The organism is Streptococcus sp. zg-86 (assembly GCF_017639855.1).
GTDB classification, from domain to species: Bacteria; Bacillota; Bacilli; order Lactobacillales; family Streptococcaceae; genus Streptococcus; species Streptococcus zhangguiae.
The window spans coordinates 1,635,015-1,655,905 of the sequence record NZ_CP072115.1; the positions used below are offsets into that span (position 1 = coordinate 1,635,015).

The 20,891-nt window shown below is 41.2% G+C and carries 19 protein-coding genes; 2 read left to right on the forward strand and 17 right to left on the reverse strand.

Going from position 1 to position 20,891, the window contains the following annotated elements:
• Positions 1 to 4: 4 nt before the first annotated feature.
• From nrdR to rsmH, 12 genes are all read right to left on the reverse strand, one after another.
• Positions 5 to 472 carry a transcriptional regulator NrdR gene (gene nrdR, locus J5M87_RS07675; RefSeq protein WP_067086351.1) on the reverse strand — a complete coding sequence of 156 codons (468 nt, stop codon included), beginning with the start codon at positions 470 to 472 and terminating at the stop codon, positions 5 to 7.
• 110 nt (positions 473 to 582) lie between these two features.
• On the reverse strand, positions 583 to 1,713 hold the full coding sequence (locus J5M87_RS07680) for an AI-2E family transporter (protein WP_154608314.1): 1,131 nt from the start codon (positions 1,711 to 1,713) through the stop codon (positions 583 to 585).
• A gap of 489 nt (positions 1,714 to 2,202) precedes the next feature.
• Entirely contained in the window at positions 2,203 to 2,895 is a 693-nt protein-coding gene (locus J5M87_RS07685; RefSeq protein ID WP_154608315.1) for a response regulator transcription factor, read from the reverse strand.
• Between the two features lie 3 nt (positions 2,896 to 2,898).
• Positions 2,899 to 4,323, reverse strand: a complete 1,425-nt coding sequence (gndA, locus tag J5M87_RS07690; RefSeq protein ID WP_154608316.1) for an NADP-dependent phosphogluconate dehydrogenase — start codon at positions 4,321 to 4,323, stop codon at positions 2,899 to 2,901.
• Positions 4,324 to 4,410: 87 nt separating this feature from the next.
• Complete coding sequence (locus J5M87_RS07695; protein ID WP_154608317.1) at positions 4,411 to 4,947, reverse strand: YceD family protein; 537 nt, start codon at positions 4,945 to 4,947, stop codon at positions 4,411 to 4,413.
• A 10-nt stretch (positions 4,948 to 4,957) separates the two neighbouring features.
• The gene (trxB, locus tag J5M87_RS07700; protein WP_154608318.1) at positions 4,958 to 5,875 is read right to left on the reverse strand and encodes a thioredoxin-disulfide reductase; all 918 of its coding nucleotides are present in this window, start codon (positions 5,873 to 5,875) and stop codon (positions 4,958 to 4,960) included.
• A 22-nt stretch (positions 5,876 to 5,897) separates the two neighbouring features.
• Positions 5,898 to 6,122 carry a DUF4059 family protein gene (locus J5M87_RS07705; RefSeq protein ID WP_154608319.1) on the reverse strand — a complete coding sequence of 75 codons (225 nt, stop codon included), beginning with the start codon at positions 6,120 to 6,122 and terminating at the stop codon, positions 5,898 to 5,900.
• Positions 6,123 to 6,151: 29 nt separating this feature from the next.
• Entirely contained in the window at positions 6,152 to 7,495 is a 1,344-nt protein-coding gene (locus J5M87_RS07710) for a DEAD/DEAH box helicase (protein WP_154608320.1), read from the reverse strand.
• A gap of 77 nt (positions 7,496 to 7,572) precedes the next feature.
• Positions 7,573 to 8,571, reverse strand: a complete 999-nt coding sequence (gene mraY, locus J5M87_RS07715; protein WP_154608321.1) for a phospho-N-acetylmuramoyl-pentapeptide-transferase — start codon at positions 8,569 to 8,571, stop codon at positions 7,573 to 7,575.
• Between the two features lies 1 nt (position 8,572).
• Entirely contained in the window at positions 8,573 to 10,831 is a 2,259-nt protein-coding gene (pbp2x, locus tag J5M87_RS07720) for a penicillin-binding protein PBP2X (RefSeq protein WP_154608322.1), read from the reverse strand.
• Entirely contained in the window at positions 10,831 to 11,154 is a 324-nt protein-coding gene (gene ftsL, locus J5M87_RS07725; RefSeq protein WP_154608323.1) for a cell division protein FtsL, read from the reverse strand. Before ftsL ends, pbp2x begins: the two co-directional genes overlap by 1 nt.
• Positions 11,155 to 11,163: 9 nt before the next feature.
• Positions 11,164 to 12,114, reverse strand: coding sequence for a 16S rRNA (cytosine(1402)-N(4))-methyltransferase RsmH (gene rsmH / locus J5M87_RS07730; protein WP_154608324.1), 951 nt, complete (start codon positions 12,112 to 12,114; stop codon positions 11,164 to 11,166).
• 1,064 nt (positions 12,115 to 13,178) lie between these two features.
• Here rsmH and J5M87_RS07735 point away from each other — a divergent pair.
• On the forward strand, positions 13,179 to 13,610 hold the full coding sequence (locus J5M87_RS07735) for a NusG domain II-containing protein (protein WP_160463248.1): 432 nt from the start codon (positions 13,179 to 13,181) through the stop codon (positions 13,608 to 13,610).
• Between the two features lie 134 nt (positions 13,611 to 13,744).
• On the opposite strand, the gene J5M87_RS07740 is transcribed toward J5M87_RS07735, so the two are convergent.
• From J5M87_RS07740 to J5M87_RS07760, 5 genes are all read right to left on the reverse strand, one after another.
• Entirely contained in the window at positions 13,745 to 14,701 is a 957-nt protein-coding gene (locus tag J5M87_RS07740; protein WP_230082366.1) for a 1,4-dihydroxy-2-naphthoate polyprenyltransferase, read from the reverse strand.
• On the reverse strand, positions 14,694 to 15,749 hold the full coding sequence (locus J5M87_RS07745; RefSeq protein WP_154608327.1) for an FAD:protein FMN transferase: 1,056 nt from the start codon (positions 15,747 to 15,749) through the stop codon (positions 14,694 to 14,696). Before J5M87_RS07745 ends, J5M87_RS07740 begins: the two co-directional genes overlap by 8 nt.
• A gap of 436 nt (positions 15,750 to 16,185) precedes the next feature.
• Positions 16,186 to 16,719, reverse strand: coding sequence for an FMN-binding protein (locus J5M87_RS07750; protein WP_154608328.1), 534 nt, complete (start codon positions 16,717 to 16,719; stop codon positions 16,186 to 16,188).
• 135 nt (positions 16,720 to 16,854) lie between these two features.
• A complete protein-coding gene (locus J5M87_RS07755; RefSeq protein WP_160463237.1) occupies positions 16,855 to 17,850 on the reverse strand; it encodes a polyprenyl synthetase family protein in 996 nt (331 codons plus the stop codon).
• A 116-nt stretch (positions 17,851 to 17,966) separates the two neighbouring features.
• Positions 17,967 to 19,856, reverse strand: a complete 1,890-nt coding sequence (locus J5M87_RS07760) for an NAD(P)/FAD-dependent oxidoreductase (RefSeq protein WP_154608329.1) — start codon at positions 19,854 to 19,856, stop codon at positions 17,967 to 17,969.
• A 205-nt stretch (positions 19,857 to 20,061) separates the two neighbouring features.
• Here J5M87_RS07760 and J5M87_RS07765 point away from each other — a divergent pair, with 205 nt between their 5' ends.
• Entirely contained in the window at positions 20,062 to 20,601 is a 540-nt protein-coding gene (locus J5M87_RS07765; protein WP_067086388.1) for a Gx transporter family protein, read from the forward strand.
• Positions 20,602 to 20,891 lie beyond the last annotated feature (290 nt).

Below are 20,891 nucleotides of genomic sequence, written 5' to 3' on the forward strand. Positions count from 1 at the left end.
TGTCCTATCTTCTAGCCTTACTACCCTTGGTAATTTGTTTGAGCAGGTTTTCCAGTTCACCGACATCTTTAAAAGAACGATAAACAGAAGCGAACCGAACATAGGTAATCTCGTCCAATTCGACCAATTCTTCCATGACCAGATTCCCAATCAAATCACTCTCAACTTCGCTATCACTATGGGCACGCACTCTTTGTTCAATTCGGCTAACAACCTCTTCAATTTCACTACTGGATACTGGGCGTTTTTGGGCAGAACGAATAATCCCGTTGAAAATTTTCTCACGGGAAAATTGTTCACGAGTCCCATCCTTCTTAACAACAACCAAGGTTTTTTCTTCTACTCGCTCATAGGTGGTAAAACGGTAACCACACTGCTCACACTCTCTTCTGCGGCGAATGGTATTGCCATCTTCTGCCTGACGACTGTCAACAACACTGGATTTTATACTGGTACATTTCGGGCAACGCATGCTACTTCTCCCATTTTATCATTATCACTTCATTGTATCATATTTCATGGGATAAGCAAAGAGAGCAAGCTACGACTTGCTCTACTGCTGATTTAATTTTTAATACTCTCTTATTCCATTTGCTTAACCGTTTGCCCCTCAGCTTCTTTCGCTTCTAGTCTTGCATAGGTCCATTCTTTGACAAGACGATAAATCACCGCAAAAATTGGCGTGAAAAAGACCATACCTAAGAGTCCAAATAGATTTCCACCAATTAAAGCAGCTGCCAAAGTAAACAAGGTTGGCAAACCAACAGATTGCCCGACTACACGAGGGTAGATGACATTTCCCTCAATTAACTGGATAATTTGGAATAACACAACAGACCATAAGGCCAGCCAAGGATTTTGAACCGACACAAATAAGGCACTAATAAGGCAGGCAGAAAGCGGACCAATATAAGGCACAAAAGATAAGACACCCGATAAAATCCCTGCCATCCCAGCGTATGGAATGGAAAAGAGCGAATAACTGACAAAAACGAGTAAACCGATAATCACGGCCTCAACAATCTGACTCATCAAAAAGCGATCATAGGTCTCTACAATGACTTCTCCAATGTAAGCAATCACACGAACAACTTTTTCTGGAAAAGCTGCTTGGAGTAACTTAACAGTCATATCTTGTAGCTGCTCTTTACTACCTAGAATACTCAGAGTAAAAAAGAAAGCCATAATTAAGGTCAATACATTTGAAAAGATACCAGTCACATTATTGGCTAATCCTGCAAGGAAAGCTGTCGCAAAACCTGACAACTTCGACCAGTCTGTAAACTGAGTGACATAGGTGTTCAGCTGACTTCCCAACTTGTTTGATAGAAATCCACTGTCCTGCAAGGTAGCAATCAGCTGCGGAATCGCTTGATTGGTAACCGTGACTAATTGTGATACCGTCGTGACTAAGGTCGGTAAGATAATGACGACTACTCCTGTGACAATCAAGATAAAAGCAATTAAAACCCCAATAATAGCGAGTGTCCGCTTACTTTTTCGCAAAAAAGACACTTTTTCAATCATATCTTCCAATTTTTTCATCGGAACATTGAGAATAAAAGCGAAAATAGCTCCGATAAACAAGGCATGCATACTAGATAGCAAGACCTTAATGCTACTATAAATATCCGAATAATTCAGTACTGCCAATAAAACCAAAGCCGCAAAGCTTATCAATAATAGTTTCTCTGTAAACGAACTTTTCTTCATCTTTTCATTTCCTTTTCATCCATATTTTCTTTATCATAGCATAATTTAGCCTCTTTGCATATCAGAAGGCACCTTATATAACATCGACAATCGTGATGTCAAGGAAATCCTATTCAAGGAAGCTCGATAGTATAGTGGATGGAGAAAGGAATAGGACAAGGTAAGGAGTTGCAGATAGAACTGGCGTTAATTGAGGATTACTCCATAATCCCTATTTCCAACCTTCAACAGTCTACTGGACTATTGAAGCAAAGCGACTTATACTCGTCAAAAATCAAAGTCTGACGTCGTTAACTCACCTTGCTGAACTTCAGTTCTAGCTACGATTTCGTTGCCTAGTCAGATGTTGATTTTTATAGAGTATAACGATGTCCTAATTTTTATTCAATTCACTATAGTATTTTTGATAAGTATGAGTATCCATACATCACTATATTTTGATTCTCTCATAAACCAAGAAAGGCTGGACTTTTATCCAACCTTCCTCATTTATTCTTCTCGCATGGCGTAACCAACACCGCGAATTGTTTTAATATAGGATTCTTGACCTGGCAAGTCTAATTTTCCACGCAGATAGCGTATATAGACATCCACGACATTGGTTTCTGCTGCTGCTTCATACTTCCAAACTCGTTCTAGCAATTGCTCACGAGTTAGAATTTCTTGACTATTCATCAAGGTCGCAAGAAGATCATATTCACGACGGGTCAGATTGATTGGTTCTCGGCCACGGGTCACCGTGCGATTTTGAAAATCAATCTTTACATCACGATAAGCTGCTTGGAGCTTGACTTGTTTACAATGTTCATCAATATAATCCCGCCCTCTAAAGATAGACGTCACCTGATCAACCAAATCACTAATGACAAAGGGCTTGATAATATAGGAAACCGCATAGCGTTGAATCGCAACACCATGCTCTTTCGCATCCTCACTATCCACGACAACAATCATGACCATTGACGGTTTGATTGTCAACAATTCAGTCGCCAAATCATGGCTTGACATGTCTGACAGCTGAAAACTCATGAGAATCAAATCAAAATCCGTCTCATGGGCAAGCAGAAGCGCTTCTTTTCCTGTTGAAGCATAGTCCACCAAGTAGTCTTTTTTTTGCAACTCCATGGACACAAAATGAGATAGATTGCGCTCCCGACCTGCAATTAAGATTTTTTTTACCATATCTTATTTTTCATCATACCATGAATAATGGAAGATTCCTTCTTTATCTTTGCGCTCATAAGTGTGGGCTCCAAAGTAGTCACGTTGCGCTTGGATGAGGTTAGCTGGTAGATTTTCAGCACGGTAGCTATCAAAGTAGGTAATCGCTGCTGAGAAGGTTGGCACAGGAACACCTGCTTGAACTGCCAAGGTCACCACATCACGAACAGCTTGTTGGTATTTAGCTGTCACATCAAGGAAGTATTCATCCAAGAGAAGGTTAGCAAGGTCTTCATCGCGACCATAGGCATCCGTAATCTTTTGCAAGAAACGTGCACGAATGATACAGCCCGCACGCCAGATTTTTGCGATTTCACCAAATGGAAGATTCCAATTATTTTCTTTAGACGCTACACGCAGTTGGGCAAAGCCTTGAGCATACGACATGATTTTTGAGAAGTAAAGAGCTTGACGAATTTTTTCAATCAACTCAGCCTTGTCTCCTTCGTATTGGAAAGCAGCTGGTTTTGGCAAAATCTTGCTAGCATGTACACGTTCTTCTTTGTAGGTTGAGATATAACGGGCAAAGACAGATTCTGTAATCAGTGACAATGGGACACCCAAGTCAAGAGATGATTGACTTGTCCACTTACCAGTTCCTTTGTTTCCAGCGGCATCTAAAATGTAGTCAACGATTGGTCCATCTTGGCCCTCATCATCCTTGCGTTTTAAAATGTCTGCTGTAATTTCAATGAGATAGCTATCCAGCTCACCCTTATTCCATTCAGTGAAGATGTCTGCCATTTCCTCTACAGAAAGTCCTAGCAAGTGTTGCATCAAATCATAGCTTTCTGCAATCAACTGCATATCCCCATACTCGATACCGTTGTGAACCATCTTCACATAGTGACCAGCACCGTCTGGACCGATGTAAGTCACACATGGTGCACCGTCTTCAGGAGCTTTAGCAGAAATTTCTTCTAGGACATCTGCTACCAAGTCATAGGCTTCTTTTTGACCCCCTGGCATAATAGAAGGTCCTTCAAGAGCTCCTTTTTCACCACCTGATACACCTGTTCCGATGAAGTTGATACCGGAATTAGCCAACTCTTTTGAGCGACGAATTGTATCTTCATAGAAGGTATTTCCACCGTCAATTAAGATATCTCCTTGATCCAAATGAGGAAGAAGGGCTTGGATGGTCGCATCTGTTCCAGGACCAGCCTGCACCATGAGCATGATACGGCGTGGTTTTTCAATAGACTGAACAAAACTTTCAACATCATAGCTTGGCACCAATTTTTTACCTGGATTGCTTGCCACAACATCTTCTGTCTTGTCTGCTGAACGGTTGTAAATCGCAACAGTATACCCTCTTGATTCTACGTTAAGTGCGAGGTTGCGACCCATCACGGCCATTCCTACAACACCAAAATTTGCTTTTGTCATGAATATTCTACTCCTATTTCTTAATATCCTTTTCATTATACAATGAAATCGACCCATTGACAAGATTTTTCCAATTTTCTGTCAATTTCATTCTTCCTCAAAAAGTCCTTGTAATTGGGCAAAGGGACTGCTTGCTTCTTTTTTCTCTTGAGTTGCTGCCGCATAACTCTCTTCTGTCATGACCGTCCAATTGTTTCCTGACGGGAGATCCTCTCCAGCTGCTTCTTCAGGTGTCAATACCTTGAGTGGAATGTGCAATAAGATATTATCAGCTACACTTTCAGCTAGCACAATGGTATCTTCTTCAACGACAAGCACCAAATCCTCTTCCACCAAATCTTGGTCTTTCAGTACTTGTTCATTCGCTACAAAGATTTCGTCAACAGAAAAGTCCTCCGAGAGCACAACTGGTTTCATTGAACGACTTGAAGCAAGGGTAATGTCATAGGCCATTTGATAATTCAAAAGAAAGAGTCCTGCTTCAAAACTCACTCGGCCTGTCACTCTAATCGGTGAAAGAGCTAAGATATCTGTATTTCGTTCCATTAACTCACCAGAGAGTTCAAGGGTCTCTTCAAAGGAGATTCCTTCTGGTTTTTTCTGAATATCATAGATATGAAACATAACTTCTCCCTTACTTCACATGGTCTGTGATATAGTGGTAGACCTCTTGACCAGCGATTGCTCCATCCCCAACAGCTGTTGTAATTTGACGCAATTGTTTTTGACGAATATCGCCGATTGCAAAAATTCCTGATTGGCGAGTAGCCATTTGCTCATCTGTCACAACCCAACCTTGCTCATCGGTAATTCCTAAATCAAGGACTGCTTCTGTCATTGGATCAAGACCAACATAAATAAATACACCACCAAAGGCATGAGTTGTTACTTGGCCTGTCTTCACATTTTTTATCAAGACTTCTTGTACCTTGATGTCATCACCCTTGATTTCTTCGACAACGCTGTCCCAGATAAACTGAATCTTTTCATTGGCAAAGGCACGTTCTTGGATAACTTTTTGGGCACGTAATTCATCACGTCGGTGAACAATAGTCACAGTATTGGCAAACTGAGTCAAGAAAAGGGCTTCCTCAACGGCAGAATCACCACCACCAACAACTAACAAGTCCTGACCACGGAAAAAGGCTCCGTCACAGACTGCACAATAAGACACACCACGGCTATTGTAGGTGTCTTCACCAGGTACTCCTAGCAAACGATGTTTTGCCCCCATCGCAAGAACAATCGTATGGGCTTCCAAGGTTGTGTCTTCTGTCACAACCCGTTTGACAGGTCCATCTGTCTCCACACGAACGACCTGACCAAAAAGATGCTCTACACCAAATTTATCAAGGGGTGCAAACATTTTTTCAGCCAATTCTGGTCCACTAATATTATCGTAACCTGGATAATTTTCAATCTCAGCAGTGTTATTCATCTGCCCACCGTAAATTCCACGTTCTAAAAGAGCTACTTTTAAATTGCTACGAGCAGCATATAAAGCTGCGGTCATTCCTGCTGGACCTGCTCCAATAATAATGGTATCGTACATCTATTTTCCTTCTTTCTTATACTTATACTCTCATCATCAACAAAATGCCGACAATCCCAAATGATAAAATGGGAATGGTCATAACATTGATAATTAATAAATCAAAGAGAACCTCTTGGCGTTCTTGGAGCGTTTTGTCTTTTTTCTTGAGGAGGCGGAGTAAAAACCATCCAACACTGACAAGGATAACCAAGACTGTTGCAATCAATAGGCTTTTAATATATAGCCCTAATAGTATTTGTAACATATATCTTCCTATTTTATTTTAACATCGTCCTAGAAAGTCTGGCGCTTAGCCTTACGCTCTGCTCGTCCCTTAGCGCGATTTTCCATACGCTTCGTTTTACGTCGTTTTTCATCAACTGCCCACTGAATCTTCTTCTTATAGCCTGGCTTAATTTTTTTCTTTTTCTTCTTAACTAAACCAATCATTTCAAGGTCTAATTTTTCCCTTGATTTTTCACGGTTCACGCGGCGATCACGATCATAGGTATCTTGAAACTCTCCGTCTTTCATCATTTTAGGGACAAAACGGATATTGAGTTTCTCCAGTTCACGAATGTCTGCATCATCACTCGGTTGATACAAGGTAATGGCTGTTCCTGACAAACCATTTCGACCAGTCCGTCCTACACGGTGAACAAAGAAAGACAAATCCTGTGGAATCGCATCATTGATGACATGGCTGACCCCTTCAATATCAATACCACGCGCCGCTAAGTCAGTGGCAACGATGTATTCATATTCTAGATTTTTAACCTGATTCATGATTCGCTTGCGTTCACGTGGTGGAATATCCCCATGAATCTTGGCCACCCTCAGACCATTCGCTGTTAAATAGCTATGTAATTCATCTGCCCGTGTCTTGGTATTGACAAAAATCATCGCAAGATAAGGCTGCATGAGCTTCGTCAGCTCCAAGATTAAAGCATTTTTATCCCGCCCCTTTGTTGAAATCAGCCAATTTTCAATAGTATCTGAAATGACCGTTTGTGTCTTGATTTGCTCCATTACTGGATTGCTTAAATATTTCTTTAAGAAGGGCTGTAATTTCTGTGGAATCGTCGCTGAAAAGACCATGAACTGCAAGTTTGCTGGCAAGCTCGAAGCAATGCGGTCTACTGTTTCCAAAAATCCCATGTCAAGGGTCATATCCGCTTCATCAACCACAAAAGTCGTCGCCTTATGGATGGCTAAATCTCCTGATTTTACCAAGTCATAGATTCGTCCCGGCGTACCAATAACAATATGTGGCTGATTGGCCTGCAACTTATCAATCTGGCGTTGCTTGTCTGTTCCTCCAACATAGTTGACCACACGAATCTCTGTCTCAGAACAAAGGGCAATTTGGCGTGCCGCTTGGTAAATCTGTGTAGCAAGTTCCCGTGATGGCGCAGTAATCACTGCCTGCACTTGATCCAAATCTTCTTGTAATTGTTGAAAGATAGGAATCAAGAAAGTATGGGTCTTACCAGATCCTGTTTTTGATTCGCCGACCAAGTCACGGCCAGATAAAACGATGGGAATCAAGCGTTCCTGAACTTCCGTTGCCGTGACAAAGCCAATTTCTTTCAGTGCTTCTTGAATATAAGGTTTTAAAGTCAGTTCTGTAAATTTCATAAGATCCTCTTTTTTCTACTTCCCCTTATTATACCAAAAAAAACAGCATTTGACTGCTGTTTGATACTGACTAGGTATTAGAAATATAAGATGGCAAGGGTCACTAAGCTCATGACTAGACCAACTCCCCACAAGAAGAAATCGACCTTCCATTCACTCCATTTTTCACCGCGACCTGTTAGTCCTCCCAATTCCAAATGGTGATGGAAAGGAGTCATACGGAAAATTCTCCTACCTTCGCCAAATTTTTTCTTGGTATATTTGAAATAGCTCACCTGAAGCATAACCGAAGAAGTCTCGATTACATACACAAGTCCAATAAAAAGCAAGGTCCATTCTTGATGAAGTGCAATAGAAATCGTTGCAAGCATCCCACCAAGAGCAAGGCTTCCTACATCCCCCATGAAAATTTTAGCTGGTTTGTGATTGTAGTAGAAAAAACCTAACAAGGCGCCAATCATAGTCACACAGACCAATAAAATATCAAATTGTCCCTCAGCAAAGGCAATGACCGAATAAGCCGACAGACTAATCACCACAGAAATCGAAGATAAGCCATCAATTCCGTCCGTGAGATTAACCGCATTGGAAAAACCAACCAGCCAAAAAAGGACAAAACCAACATAGAAAATCCCAAGATGGAGAGGATAGCCCAAGACATTTAGCGTACCGCCTCCTGTACCCTGCATGTGAACTAGGTAAAAGACAATCCCACCTAGAAGCTGCAAGGCCAGTTTCTGCTTAGGATTTAATCCCTCATTAACCCTGCGAAAAATCTTTAGGAAATCATCTAAGAAACCAACAATTCCATATAGCAATAAAATAAACAAAATAGCTAAAACTGCTCCTGTCAGCATTTGAGACAGCAAGGCAACAAGGAAGGTCACAACAATGGCTACTGCCAAAAACACCGTCCCACCCATAGTTGGAGTACCAGCCTTAAACTGATGTTGCTTTACATCTTCATGGGTTTGCTGTCCCTCGATGCGTTTTGCTTGATAAAACTTGATAAATTTCGGAATCAACAGAATCGTCGCCACAAAGGCGACCAGTCCTGCTATGATGACAGAATACATATTAGTCTCCTAGGTTAATTTTTATTTTTTTCGTCTTTTCTAAGTCCTTGCCGATTGGGACATTTTGACCCACTACCCGCGATCCATTTCCAGTATATTCAACTTCAATTCCTGTCCAGTCGGCGAAAATATCCATATTTTCCTTGGTCCAGCCATACATATCTGGAACAATTGTAAAACGATCTGTCAGTAACAAAATCTGTTGATTTGCTGAAAGATTAGAGCCAACTTCAACGGATACTTTTTTAATCTCTGCACCGTTTCCAAGGATGATTGGCTGCACCAACTGCTGACGCAAATTACTAGCCGTAACACCCGGTTGCTGACCGATAATATTGTCTAGCTTATATTTTGTTTCTTTGGTAACTGACGTCAAAGCAGGAGCCGGCGTTGTCAAATTCAAACTATCTTTTAACAGCATGGCCTCTTTTAGGGTTGGATTAATAATATCCTTCCAAAAGGCTATACTCCAACTCTCTGGTTGCTGAACCGTCACATACATAATGAATTCAGGATTTTCTGCTGGAATCATGGCAACAACTGAGTTGATTGTATCATTGGGTCCCTCCAAATAACCGGTTCCATCTTCTTTACCAATTTGGGCAGTACCTGACTTAACTGCAATATCGTAACCATCTACTTGAATGACCGGCCCTCCTGATCCTCTCAAGGTTCCGAAAGTTGGATCTGTCCCTACTCCAATCATGTATTGGCGGGTATCTGCTGCTGCTTTTTCTGAAACAGGTTTTCCTACCACTTCTGTCTGAGCAAGCCTTACCGAATCCGTATTTGAATCATACAAGCCCGTAATAAATTTAGGTTCTAACATCACTCCATTATTGGCAATTGCACTAAAACTGCGTAACATTTGAGTCTGGGTCGCTAAGATCCCTTGACCAAAAGAAGTCATGGCAACAGACACCACATTATCTTCTGGTAAGAGCCCTGCCTCCTCACCGGACATGCCAAATCGAGTGGGGTATCCAAAGCGGAATTTACTCAAATAATCTAGCCAACGTTCGTCTCCCATCTTTTGTTCCAAAATGGTCATTCCAACGTTGCTAGATAGGGCAAATCCCTGCGCATAGGTCAAAGTCATTGGAGCAAAGATTTCCTCTGCATTCACATCCCAGTCCCGAATCGTTGCATCGGCAATTTTAATTTCAGAGCGATTGTAGTATTCATTCGGCGCAAAGGTTCCATTATCGATGGCAGCAGCAACTGTCATGACCTTCATTGTAGATCCTGGCTCAAAATTTTCTTGATAGAGAAGGGAACGTTGCAAGATGTCTTTATCATCAATTCCCTCTTTGGTATCTGGATTATAAGTCGGTCGTTGCGTGGTTGCTAGAATTTCACCCGTCTTAGCGGAAACTAGGGTTGCATTGGCATATTTACCATTCGTTTTCCCAAAGAAGACATCCATATTGGTCTCAAGAGAACGCTGTAATACAGCTGAAATCGTTGTATAAACATCCTGACCATCTACACTTGCCTCCTTCACATTTTCCGTTCCAGGAACAATCCGACCTCTGCTATCTTTCTCATAGACAATCTTCCCATCCTGACCTGCTAGAACACTATTGAGGGCATATTCCATTCCTCTTTGACCTTGCAGGCTCTGACTGCCATCTTTGTCATCCTCTACCAAATTTGCTAAACCAATAAAGCTTGAGGCAAAGTTTCCATTTGGATAGAGGCGTCCAGGATTTGTATTAAAGGCAATTCCCTTAATGCCAGCAGCTTCCATTTCTTTTTGGATTTCCGTCATCTTGCTATATGAAATGTTTTTTCCCAAGGTTCCAAAATAAACCTGCTTGAGTTTCGGTTGATTTAATTGCTGCATCACATAGTCCATTTCAAGACCCAAATGCTTGTTTAAAATCTGCGCTACTCGACTAAATTGACTTGCTTCAACATAGAGAACTTCTTGTAAGGCTGATACATACTCCTTATCAATAATCGCATAAAGAGTATAGGTTGTCGAATCCTTTGCAATGGGAACACCCGTTCGATCATAAATAGTCCCTCGTTTGGCCTGCACTGTGATTTCAGTCTGATGAACCCTTCTTGCCCCTTCTGATAAATCAACGCCAAATTTTTTATCTGTTCCAATAATGATGGCAAAGTTAATCAAAAAGATAAAAAAGATGAAAACCGTCAGAAGAATGAGATTTTGCCCCACTCTCCGACGATTTTGCGACGGAATATAGCGTTTTTTTAAGACATAGCGCAAAAGTTGTTTCTTTCGTTTCGACATTATTCTGCTACTCCAACATTGTCATTATTATAGGTGAGTCCTGCTTTTTCAGCAATTTCTAAGAGCCTTGAATCCCGAATCAATTCATTAACTGCCTGCTCCGCATCATCAATCTCCACTTGCTTATTGTTAATTTCTTGATTAACATGAGCCATTTGTGCTTGTACCTGTAAGAGCCTTGTCTGCATAAAGACAATCCCAATCGCTAAGGTCAAGCCAGATAAGACAATACTCCCATAAAAAGCCTTCTCTACTCGAGAAAAGGTTTTAATCTTTTCACTGATAATCCGCATTGTCGCATCTTTTCGCTGTTCTTGTAACATCTTCTTCACCTATTTGTGTATTTTTCGTGCCACGCGCAATTTGGCTGAATGAGCCCTATTGTTGGCTTCCAATTCCTCTTCACTCGGCAAAATTGGCTTGCGATTGACCAATTCCAATTTCGGTTTCAACTCATCAGGGATAAACGGCAAGCCCTTTGGAACATCGACTGTCGAAGCCTCTTTAAACAATTGTTTGGTCAACCGATCTTCCAAGGAATGAAAGGTGATAACAGAAATCCGACCGTCTACCGCAAGCAGTTCAATAGCCTGCTGGATCGACTCATCTGCAGCACCTAATTCATCATTCACTTCAATCCGAATGGCTTGGAAAATCTGCTTAGCAGGATGGCCCTTTTTCTTTAATTCCTTAGCTGGTTTGGCTGACTTGATCACTTCTGCTAATTCTGTTGTCGTCTCAATCGGCTTGATGGCACGCACCTGCTCAATCTTTCGTGCGATTTGCTTGGAGAATTTATCTTCCCCATATTTAAAGAAAATCCGCACCAAATCATGGTAATCATAGTGATTGACCACTTCATAGGCTGTGAGGGCTGCTGTACGATCCATGCGCATATCAAGAGGCGCATCTTTTTTATACGAAAATCCACGCTCGCGCTCATCTAACTGAGGGCTAGAGACTCCCAAATCATAACAAATCCCGTCAATTTCTTCTACTTCTTGCTCTTTCAATCGAGCCTGTAAATGGCGGAAATTGTCCTTAATAAAGGTTACCATTCCCTTTTCAATATAGGGGGCTAACCGTTTGTGGGCATTCAAAATAGCCGTCTCGTCCTGATCAAAGGCATAGAGATGTCCGTCTTCATTTAACTGACTTAATAAATACTCACTGTGACCGGCTCCGCCCAGAGTCGCATCCACATAAATCCCATTAGGCTTAACCGCCAACAGATCCACGGTCTCATGCAATAAAACGGTCGTATGGTTAAATTCCTTCATCATATCTTTACTATTGTACCACATTTCATGGCAAAAAGAGACGGAAAACTATTTTCAACACTATTTTAGATCTGATGTCGCATCTAGCTGACATAAAAAGCTACAATTTGCCAGAGAAATCAAGATTGCGAAATAGATGAGTAACAGGCTTGGGCACGAGCGACACACTCCATCTTGCAGAGAACAGGTTCCTACAAACGAGAGCAAGACTTAGAACCTAGGGAACAAATTTTCAACGAAGATTACAAGACTTGGATGCTAGGAAGCATTTTTTCAACAAAAATTACGAAACTTGGAATCTATAGTAGATTGAGAACTGAACACGGACTAAGAGCTATGTAAAAAAGAGACGCAGATGTTCCAGCTTTAGCTGGTTACAGCTAAGGCTCCCTTTAGTGGGGACGCAGATGTTCCAACTTTAGTTGGTTGCAAGCCAACCTGCTTCGATTTCCTATTTTGTCTAGGAGTTGCTTAACGCCCTTGTATCTTATGAAACTGAACACGGGCTAAGCTCTGTGTGAAAAAGAGACGCAGATGCTCCAGCTTTAGCTGGTTACAGCTAAGGCTCCCTTTAGTGGGGACGCAGATGTTCCAACTTTAGTTGGTTGCAAGCCAACCTGCTTCGATTTCCTATTTTGTCTAGGAGTTGCTTAACGCCCTTGTATCTTATGAAACTGAACACGGGCTAAGCTCTGTGTGAAAAAGAGACGCAGATGCTCCAGCTTTAGCTGGTTACAGCTAAGGCTCCCTTTAGGGATAAGTCTTCCTAGCTCCAAAGGTATAGTATACCTTTGGAGGTGAGTGATAGGAGTTTGCAGAGCAAACTCTCCTTTGGCTCTTCGTCAGACTTCCTATTTTCACTTTGTGCTTTATACGCCCTTGTATCTTATGAAGGAATAGGACAAGGAAAGGAGCTGCAGATAGAACTAGGACTTAACGATGTCCTAACCTTTATTCCATTCACTATACAGTTTAGAGAGAAACACAGACTAACCCTTCCAACCCCCAAACAGTTTACAAAGTAGCAGAATTCCTTTACAATATTCTTTATTAGCAAGAAAATGAGAATTGGAATGAAACAGATTTTACGGCAATTAAAACCCTTTGACTTTATCTTGATTGGCTTGACCCTCCTACTATCTTTTACGCCAGCAGCCTTTACCTATCTCCATAGCAAGCAGCAGACAGATGAACCCTATCTGATTGCTTCAATTCGGATTAATGGCGAGGTCGTTGAAGAATTTAAATTGTCAAAAGATACACCCCATAAGGAAGTCACCTACCATCCCAAGCCTGGTCAGTACAATATCATTGAAGTAGACGGAGAACGGATTCGTGACAAAGAAGACAATAGCCCTGATCAAATAGCTGTTAATACTGGCTGGATTAGTCGGCCAGGAGAAATTGCTGTCTGCCTCCCACACAATCTCATCATTGAAATCCGTGTCCCTGAAGACCAAGAATCCGATGAAGAGGAAGAATTGATTTTACCGATTTAATTAGAAAAGGTCCTGGAGCAAAGTTCAGGACCTTTTGAATACTTTATATAGTGGATTGAGAAAAAGAATAGGAAAAGGCAAGGAGCTACGTTCATCAAAGCAACTGAAGGCTGTCCTAACCTTTATTCAATTCACTAAAATACTATTGCTAAGATTAAAACTACTAGATACATCAGTGCAAACAAAACGAAACTTTTAACTGCTTCAACAAAGGTTTCCCCTTTGATTTGCTTTTCTAAAAAACGTCCTAGACTTTTGTAAGAGAGAAAAGCAACACCACATCCTATCCAAGCCCAATAAGGCAAGAAGCCAAGAAGCGGGTAGAGCAGCCACAAGATCCAAGATAGCATGGAAAGGCAGGTATAAAGTAACAAGCCCTTTTGACGACCAATATGAAATACCAAGGTATGGCGGTCATTTCGAATATCCTCTTCCAAGTCACACAAGTTATTGGCTAGCATGATATTGGCAATTAAACAGACCAAAGGAAGACTCATCAAGCCAATTTCAAGGAATTTTCCCCAGGCTACTTGCAACTGAAACCATTGACCCACAAAGCGACTGACTAAAAGTTGAGGAGGAGCCTGGACAAAAACAGCTAAAAAGAAAATTCCAAGACCCATTGTTACGCCAGAGAAAATCTCACCGAGTGGCATCCGAGATAAGGGAATTGGCCCAAAGGTGTAGCAGATTCCAATCACGAAACACACGGCACCCAGCGGTAGCAACATCAAGTCCGTCCGCCAAACTAACATGAGCGAAATGGCAATTGAGAAAAACAAGAGGAAAAAAATAATCTCTACCATTTGCCGAAAATCGAGTTGATGACGACCAATGACATTTTTCTCTTTACGGTAGACCTGATCCTTGGCTTTGACATAGTCCATGGTATTATTAATGGCTGTCGTACACATGTCAAAGCTCAAGACAGCTAGGACAAACAAAAAGGTATTGAGGGGAGTAAACACATGATAGCGATACAATGACCACAAAATACCTAGTAGCATAGGAAAAACACTCGCTACTTTCGTCCGTAATTCGATAAATTCTAAAAAAATCGGTAGGGTAATTCTTCCCTTTTGACTAGTCATTGACAAGATGATACTCCTCATTACTCAATTCAAATTGATCCTTGAGCCCTTTACTAACATGCACCCCACGATTCTTATCAATAAAAACCGCTTCTACTCCATCCAGTTGATCGATAAATTCCATCCCCTTATCTATTCCTAAGAGGAACAAGGTAGTGGACAAGGCATCCCCCTGAGTAGAAGTCTTGGTAAAGACGGTTACTCCTGAGATAGTGTTTTCAACAGGATAGCCTGTTGCAGGATCCAGAATATGGTGATAGATTACACCATCTACCTCTAAGTAGCGTTCATAGATGCCCGAGGTCACAACAGAGCCATCCACTACATAAACAGAGCCTACCACCGTTCCACGTACTTGATCTGGATCTTGCACTCCTACTTTCCAACCTTCTTTATGGGCAGGGGATGAGCCCATAACAACGACATTTCCCCCTAGGTTGATAATAGCTGTGGTAATCCCTTTCTCAGCAAACAGTTTTTTTAAGCCGTCAGCGATATAGCCTTTTGAAATAGCTCCCAGCTCCAAGACCATGCCCTCTTTTACTGCGACTGTCTGATTTTTCTTGTCTAACTGGACATCTTGGTAGTGAATATGCGGCAAGGCCGCCTTGATTTCTGCATCGCTCGGTTTACGTGCGTCTTCTGAACCGATTTTCCAAAGGTTATTAACTGCACCGATTGAAATATCAAAACGTCCCTGGCTCTGTTCACTTGTTTCCAAGGCTCGTTCGATCAGTTCAAAAGTTCGTGGGTCTACTTTCACCGCTTCTTTTCCTGCCGCATGATTGATTCGGTAAATATCTGAACCTTCCAGATTCGTTGATAAGAGTCGTTCCATCTCTTTTACATAGGCAAGCCCGTCTTCCATCGCTTCTTCCTGGTCCTTGTGATAGATACTAATTTGAACAACCGTATGAAGCAAGGTTTCTGTGCGAGTCAGCGGTTTTTCGATAACGGGTAAGCTATTTTTTGCTATCTGTTTGGGTTGGCAAGCAACTAGAAAAAAACTACAGATAAGCAAGGGAAGTGCTAGCCATTTCAATTTCATATTCTCATTCTCCTTCATTACTTTATACTCTAATACTCTATAAGAATCAACAGCTGAATTCGGCAACAAAACGGTGAATGATTGCGCTTGAAAAAGCAACACCATTTCTCAATCATTCAATAAGATGATACTCTATTCATATATTGCAAAAATATCCTAGATTTAAATGCCTTCGGCTTACCGTATTTCCAACCTGATACAATCACTATCCTAACGTTATCAACGCAACTAATTTCTATTTTTTCAGGTTCTAAATAGTAAATAAGTTAGTTATGCTTGCATTTCAATGAGTATGAGTTACCGACAGAAACAACTGATTTTTGACGAGTATTCATGGAATTCTACATACCATTGTACCATCTTCTTACCAAAAATCCACTAGAAAAGAGGCTGGATTATGTACTCAGCCTCCTATTTCTATCTATTCTGTGCTAGATTATTTGTCAAGCATCACTTTAGCAGTGTCACCTTTTTCAGCTGCAGCAAGGAGAGCTGTTGTACTCTTCTTGAAGTCTTCTGAAGTATGAGTTGCACCAGAAACCACTTCAACTGCCTCAACATCTTGTTTTTCAACAAGGCCAGCATTCAATTTTTCAATAGCTTCTTTCGCAGAAACGCCTGCTTTTTCGCTCATCATTTTGTTGTATTCTTCGTTTTCAGACTTCATCTTACCATCTTTGTCTTCGTAGTCAAACTTAGATTCTGTAATTTTTCCATCTTTTACAGTGATTGTGTGAACAATCTTGTAGCCACGCTCATCAGCACCAGATTCTGCTGAATACATACCGTCTTTCAATTCAGCCATCATTTTTGCTTCTGATGAAGACATGCTTGTCTCAGATGAGGACATAGCAGTTTCAGATGAAGACATCATTGTGTCTTTTTTTTCTTCTTTAGCACCACATGCTACCAAGGCAAAAGCAGCTGCTAAAACTGCAACACTTTTTAAAACGACTTTTGTTGTTTTCATTACAAATAAAACTCCTTTTTTAAACTTCAGTTCACAAGCCGAAGCGTTTTCTTACTCTATAATAATATACCATTTTGGCAAAATTGTCCAATGTTTGCCATACATTTAAGTAAAATTTAAGATTTACTAAAAAGGTTAAGTTGACCAATTCAGCATCTTTTTGATAAGCCATTGTCCGTCGATTGCCAATCCAGACTGGGTTTCAACGAGTGAGATATAGTTTTCCATTTTGACGAGATAGGCTCGCATCAACTTCTCTGTTCGATTTTGCGCCTGGGTCTGGTTCATTTTCTCAATCAAGTTCTCAATTGCCTCCCATTGACCACTTTCAATGCTATCAACCAGATTTTGGCGAATACTGCTATCTTCTTCTATTGCAAACAAGAGGGGCGCTGTATAAATGCCATTTTGGATATCTTGCAGGGCTGGTTTCCCCGATTCTTGGAACGTCAAGTGGTAGTCAATCAGATCATCACGTAATTGAAAGGCCATGCCAAAAGAACGGCCTGCTTGAAAGGCTCGATACGTTTCCCGAACTCTTCCAGTTGCCTGAAGTGCTCCCAATTGACAGGCTATGCCAAATAAGAAAGCAGTCTTGCCCTGAATCTGTTTCAAATACTGCCTCATTGTCATCTGCGGATTAAATTGATTCATGAGCTGGGACAACTCCCCAGCTAAAATACCTTCCATGAGTTTTTCATTGACAGATGTCGTTTCCTGCTGCTCCAACCCCTGTATTCTGATTCCTTTTGCTAAGAGGCGCCCTGCATAAGCCATTAGATAATCTCCTGCATAAATAGCAATGCGATTTGAAAATTGACGGTGAGCAGCACGGATTCCTCGACGCACATCTGCCTCATCAATGACATCATCATGGATCAGGGTTGCCAGATGCAGTACCTCTACGTAAGCAGCAAAATAGAGCTTTTCCGGTCTAATCTCTCCGTCTACAGCTTGGGCAAATAAAAGGCACAAACCAGAACGTAGGTATTTCCCCGGTGCTTCCATATATTCTACAATCTTGTCACGCACAGTTGGATGAATCATCTTCATCTCTGTCACCATAATGCGCTTGACTTGTTCTAAGCCCCTTTGTATTTCTGGATGATTCTCCCAAATTTGATGTACCACAATTCTCCTACTTCATCGAAAAAGAACTATTCAGCAAACTTTTTTCTCGTTTTTTGAATAGTCCTTATCATTTTTATCTTTTTTTCAATGATAATGGAATTAAGAACCACTATTCATTATCGTTTTTCTTTTACGGTGTAAATATGCTTAGGCTTGCCATAAATCTTCTTATCAAGGAAACGACCCAACCATGGCATAATCCAGTAATCAAGACCGAAAGCACGGCCTGCACCGTTCATCAATGAAATGGCTACTGGAATGAACCAGATGTTGACCCAGTAGAACATACCTGACAAACTGAACATGATAACCAAGGCTACTGTTGCTGCGCTGACAATCCAGACAAAGGCACCTGCAATCAAAGCAAGACCAATTCCAATCTCAGCAATGGTCATGAATTTTTGCATAAAGAGGGCAACTTCTTGGTTTGGCATCATGAATTGCATGATTGAAGCAAACCAATCTGGCATGCCGTCCAAAACAGTCATAGGTTGCTCACCATAAGCATAGCTAAGTCCAAAAATAGCGTGGGCTGTTTCAGCAACTGCTTGAGAAGCACCAGAAGTTGCTTCAGCAGCTGATGCACCAGAGACAGGATCTGCTAGCCATGGGAATGGGAAAACGACTTGATCTCCCAGCCATGAAGTTGTACCAAATAATCCAAAGGCTTTCTTCACCCCTTCATAAAGCCACACAGAGCCATAGAAAACACGAAGTGGTGCTGACCAAAGAAGATTTCCCTTCCCTGATGTATGGCCACCAAAAATGTTGCGTTTGTTCTTAATGTCAAAGAATTCATGACGAACATAAGAGCCCATATAGAAGAAACTGCGAATGGTAAAGAAATAAAGCAAGTTGACCATATGCTTCATAAACATCGCCATAAAGCCTGACAAGTGGTATTTGCCCATTAAGAAGGCAACGCCATAATGGGAACCGATTGAAACCATAAAGCCATCGTATTTCCCTTTGTAGCTATGTTTTTCACCACCAGTAATCGCAGCAATAATGTTTTGGGCAGCAGTATGTCCAGTTTGCTCAGCAGCTTGAACGATTTGTGGTGTTGGTTTGCCCTCATTTCCTGGCTCTTCATAATATACCAAATCACCTGCTACATAGACATTTTCCTTGCCTTTAGCTTCCATGTATTCGTTGGCAATCAAGCGACCTGCACGTGCTGTTTCAATTCCGAAGTCGCTAGCGTCGCTGTTTGCTTGCACACCTGCTGTCCAGATAGACGTATGGGTTGGAATTTCACGACCTGATGACAGAATCAATTTGTCTGCTTCAACAGCTGCAACTCCATCACCAAGCACTAATTCAACACCTTTTTTCTCAAGGTATTTACGTGTCTTAACTTGTTCTTTCTCAGTGACCATTTGCAAGATATTTGGCATTGCTTCAATCACTTTGAGTGAGAACTCTGCTGGATCTAGCTTAAATTCACGCGCCAAGATTGGTACCCAATCAATCAGCTCACCGATCATCTCAATACCAGTAAAACCAGCACCGATAACCGTAAAGGTTAAAAGAGCACGGCGTTTTTCTGCATCGTGTTCGCGCATGGCACGGTAGCAAGCATCAATGATATGATCATGCAAGCGTTCTGCTGCTTCGATAGACCAGAGCGTAAAGCCATTGTCCTTGACACCTTTAATGCCAAAGTCGTTTGCTTCTCCACCCATAGCAAGTAAGAGATAGTCAAACGGCAAGGTTTGGTGCTCGGCGATGACTTGCTTTGTATCATAGTCAATCTCAACAACCTTGTCAGTCACTAGATCAACTTTTGGATACTTGTTAAAAATACGTTTCAAATCATATTTAATTGCATCTTTTTCCACACGTCCAGCTGCCACCTCATGCAACTCTGTCATATAGGTATGGAATGAATTTTTATCAATCAAGGTAACGGTAATATCATCGTTTTTCTTGAATTTTTTCCCGAGTAGGCGTGCTGCTGCAATCCCTGCATAACCAGCCCCTACAATCACAATATTTTTAGTCAAAACATAACCTCCGATTAGTTTGTCTGTTTTTTAACAAGGTCTATTATACACTTTTTCGAAAAATTAAACAATCAAATCATTCGTTTTTAGCCAACGATTTGACGGAAAAAACTTGCATATCTCCTCCAAAACAGATAGTATATAGGATATGAAGTTTGTCATCTGATTGCTGTATTGTAAGGCAAACTTTAAATAGAGAACGCTTATGAATTCAAAACATCAAACCGTATTATTTATTACTATGCTAGCTGCTCAGGCAGTCGTTATTTCTTTGGTAGAGAGACTGATCCCAACTCCCTTCTCCTTTGCTCCTGGAGCGAAACTTGGACTTGGAAATCTCATCAGCCTCATTGCTATTTTTACTCTTCCAGCTAGAGACAGTGTCAAAGTCGTTAGCATTCGCTTACTGATTTCTACTTTCTTAGGCGGAACATTTTCCACTTTTTTGTATGGATTCGCTGGAGTTACACTCAGTTATATCGGTATGCTATCTGCTAAGCAACTCGGGCCAAATCGGGTCAGCGCAATCGGCATCTCTATCCTAGGAGGCATGCTCCATAACATTGGACAGCTCTTAGTTTTTGCTCTGATTGGCCAATCTCTCTTGGTCCTCAACTATCTACCCATCTTATCCTTTACCGGTATCCTTTCTGGCTTTCTCGTTGGTCTAACTGCCAACTATCTCCTCCAAAAAGTTGGTCCCTTGCGTCACTATAATCAAATCATTTTAGCAGAATGGAAGTAGTCTATCTTTCCTACTAATTTGGTAAATTCTTCTTTCATTTTTACTATAGTGGATTGAGAAAAGAATAGGACAAGGCAAGGAGCTGCAGATAGAACTGACGTTAATTGAGGATTACTCCATAATCCCTATTTCCAACCTTCAACAGTCCACTGGACTATTGAAGCAAAGCGACTGAACGATGTCTTAATACTCTATAAAAATCAAAATCTGACTAGGCAACGAAATCGTAGCTAGAACTGAAGTTCAGCAAGGTGAGTTAACGACGTCAGACTTTGATTTTTGACGAGTAT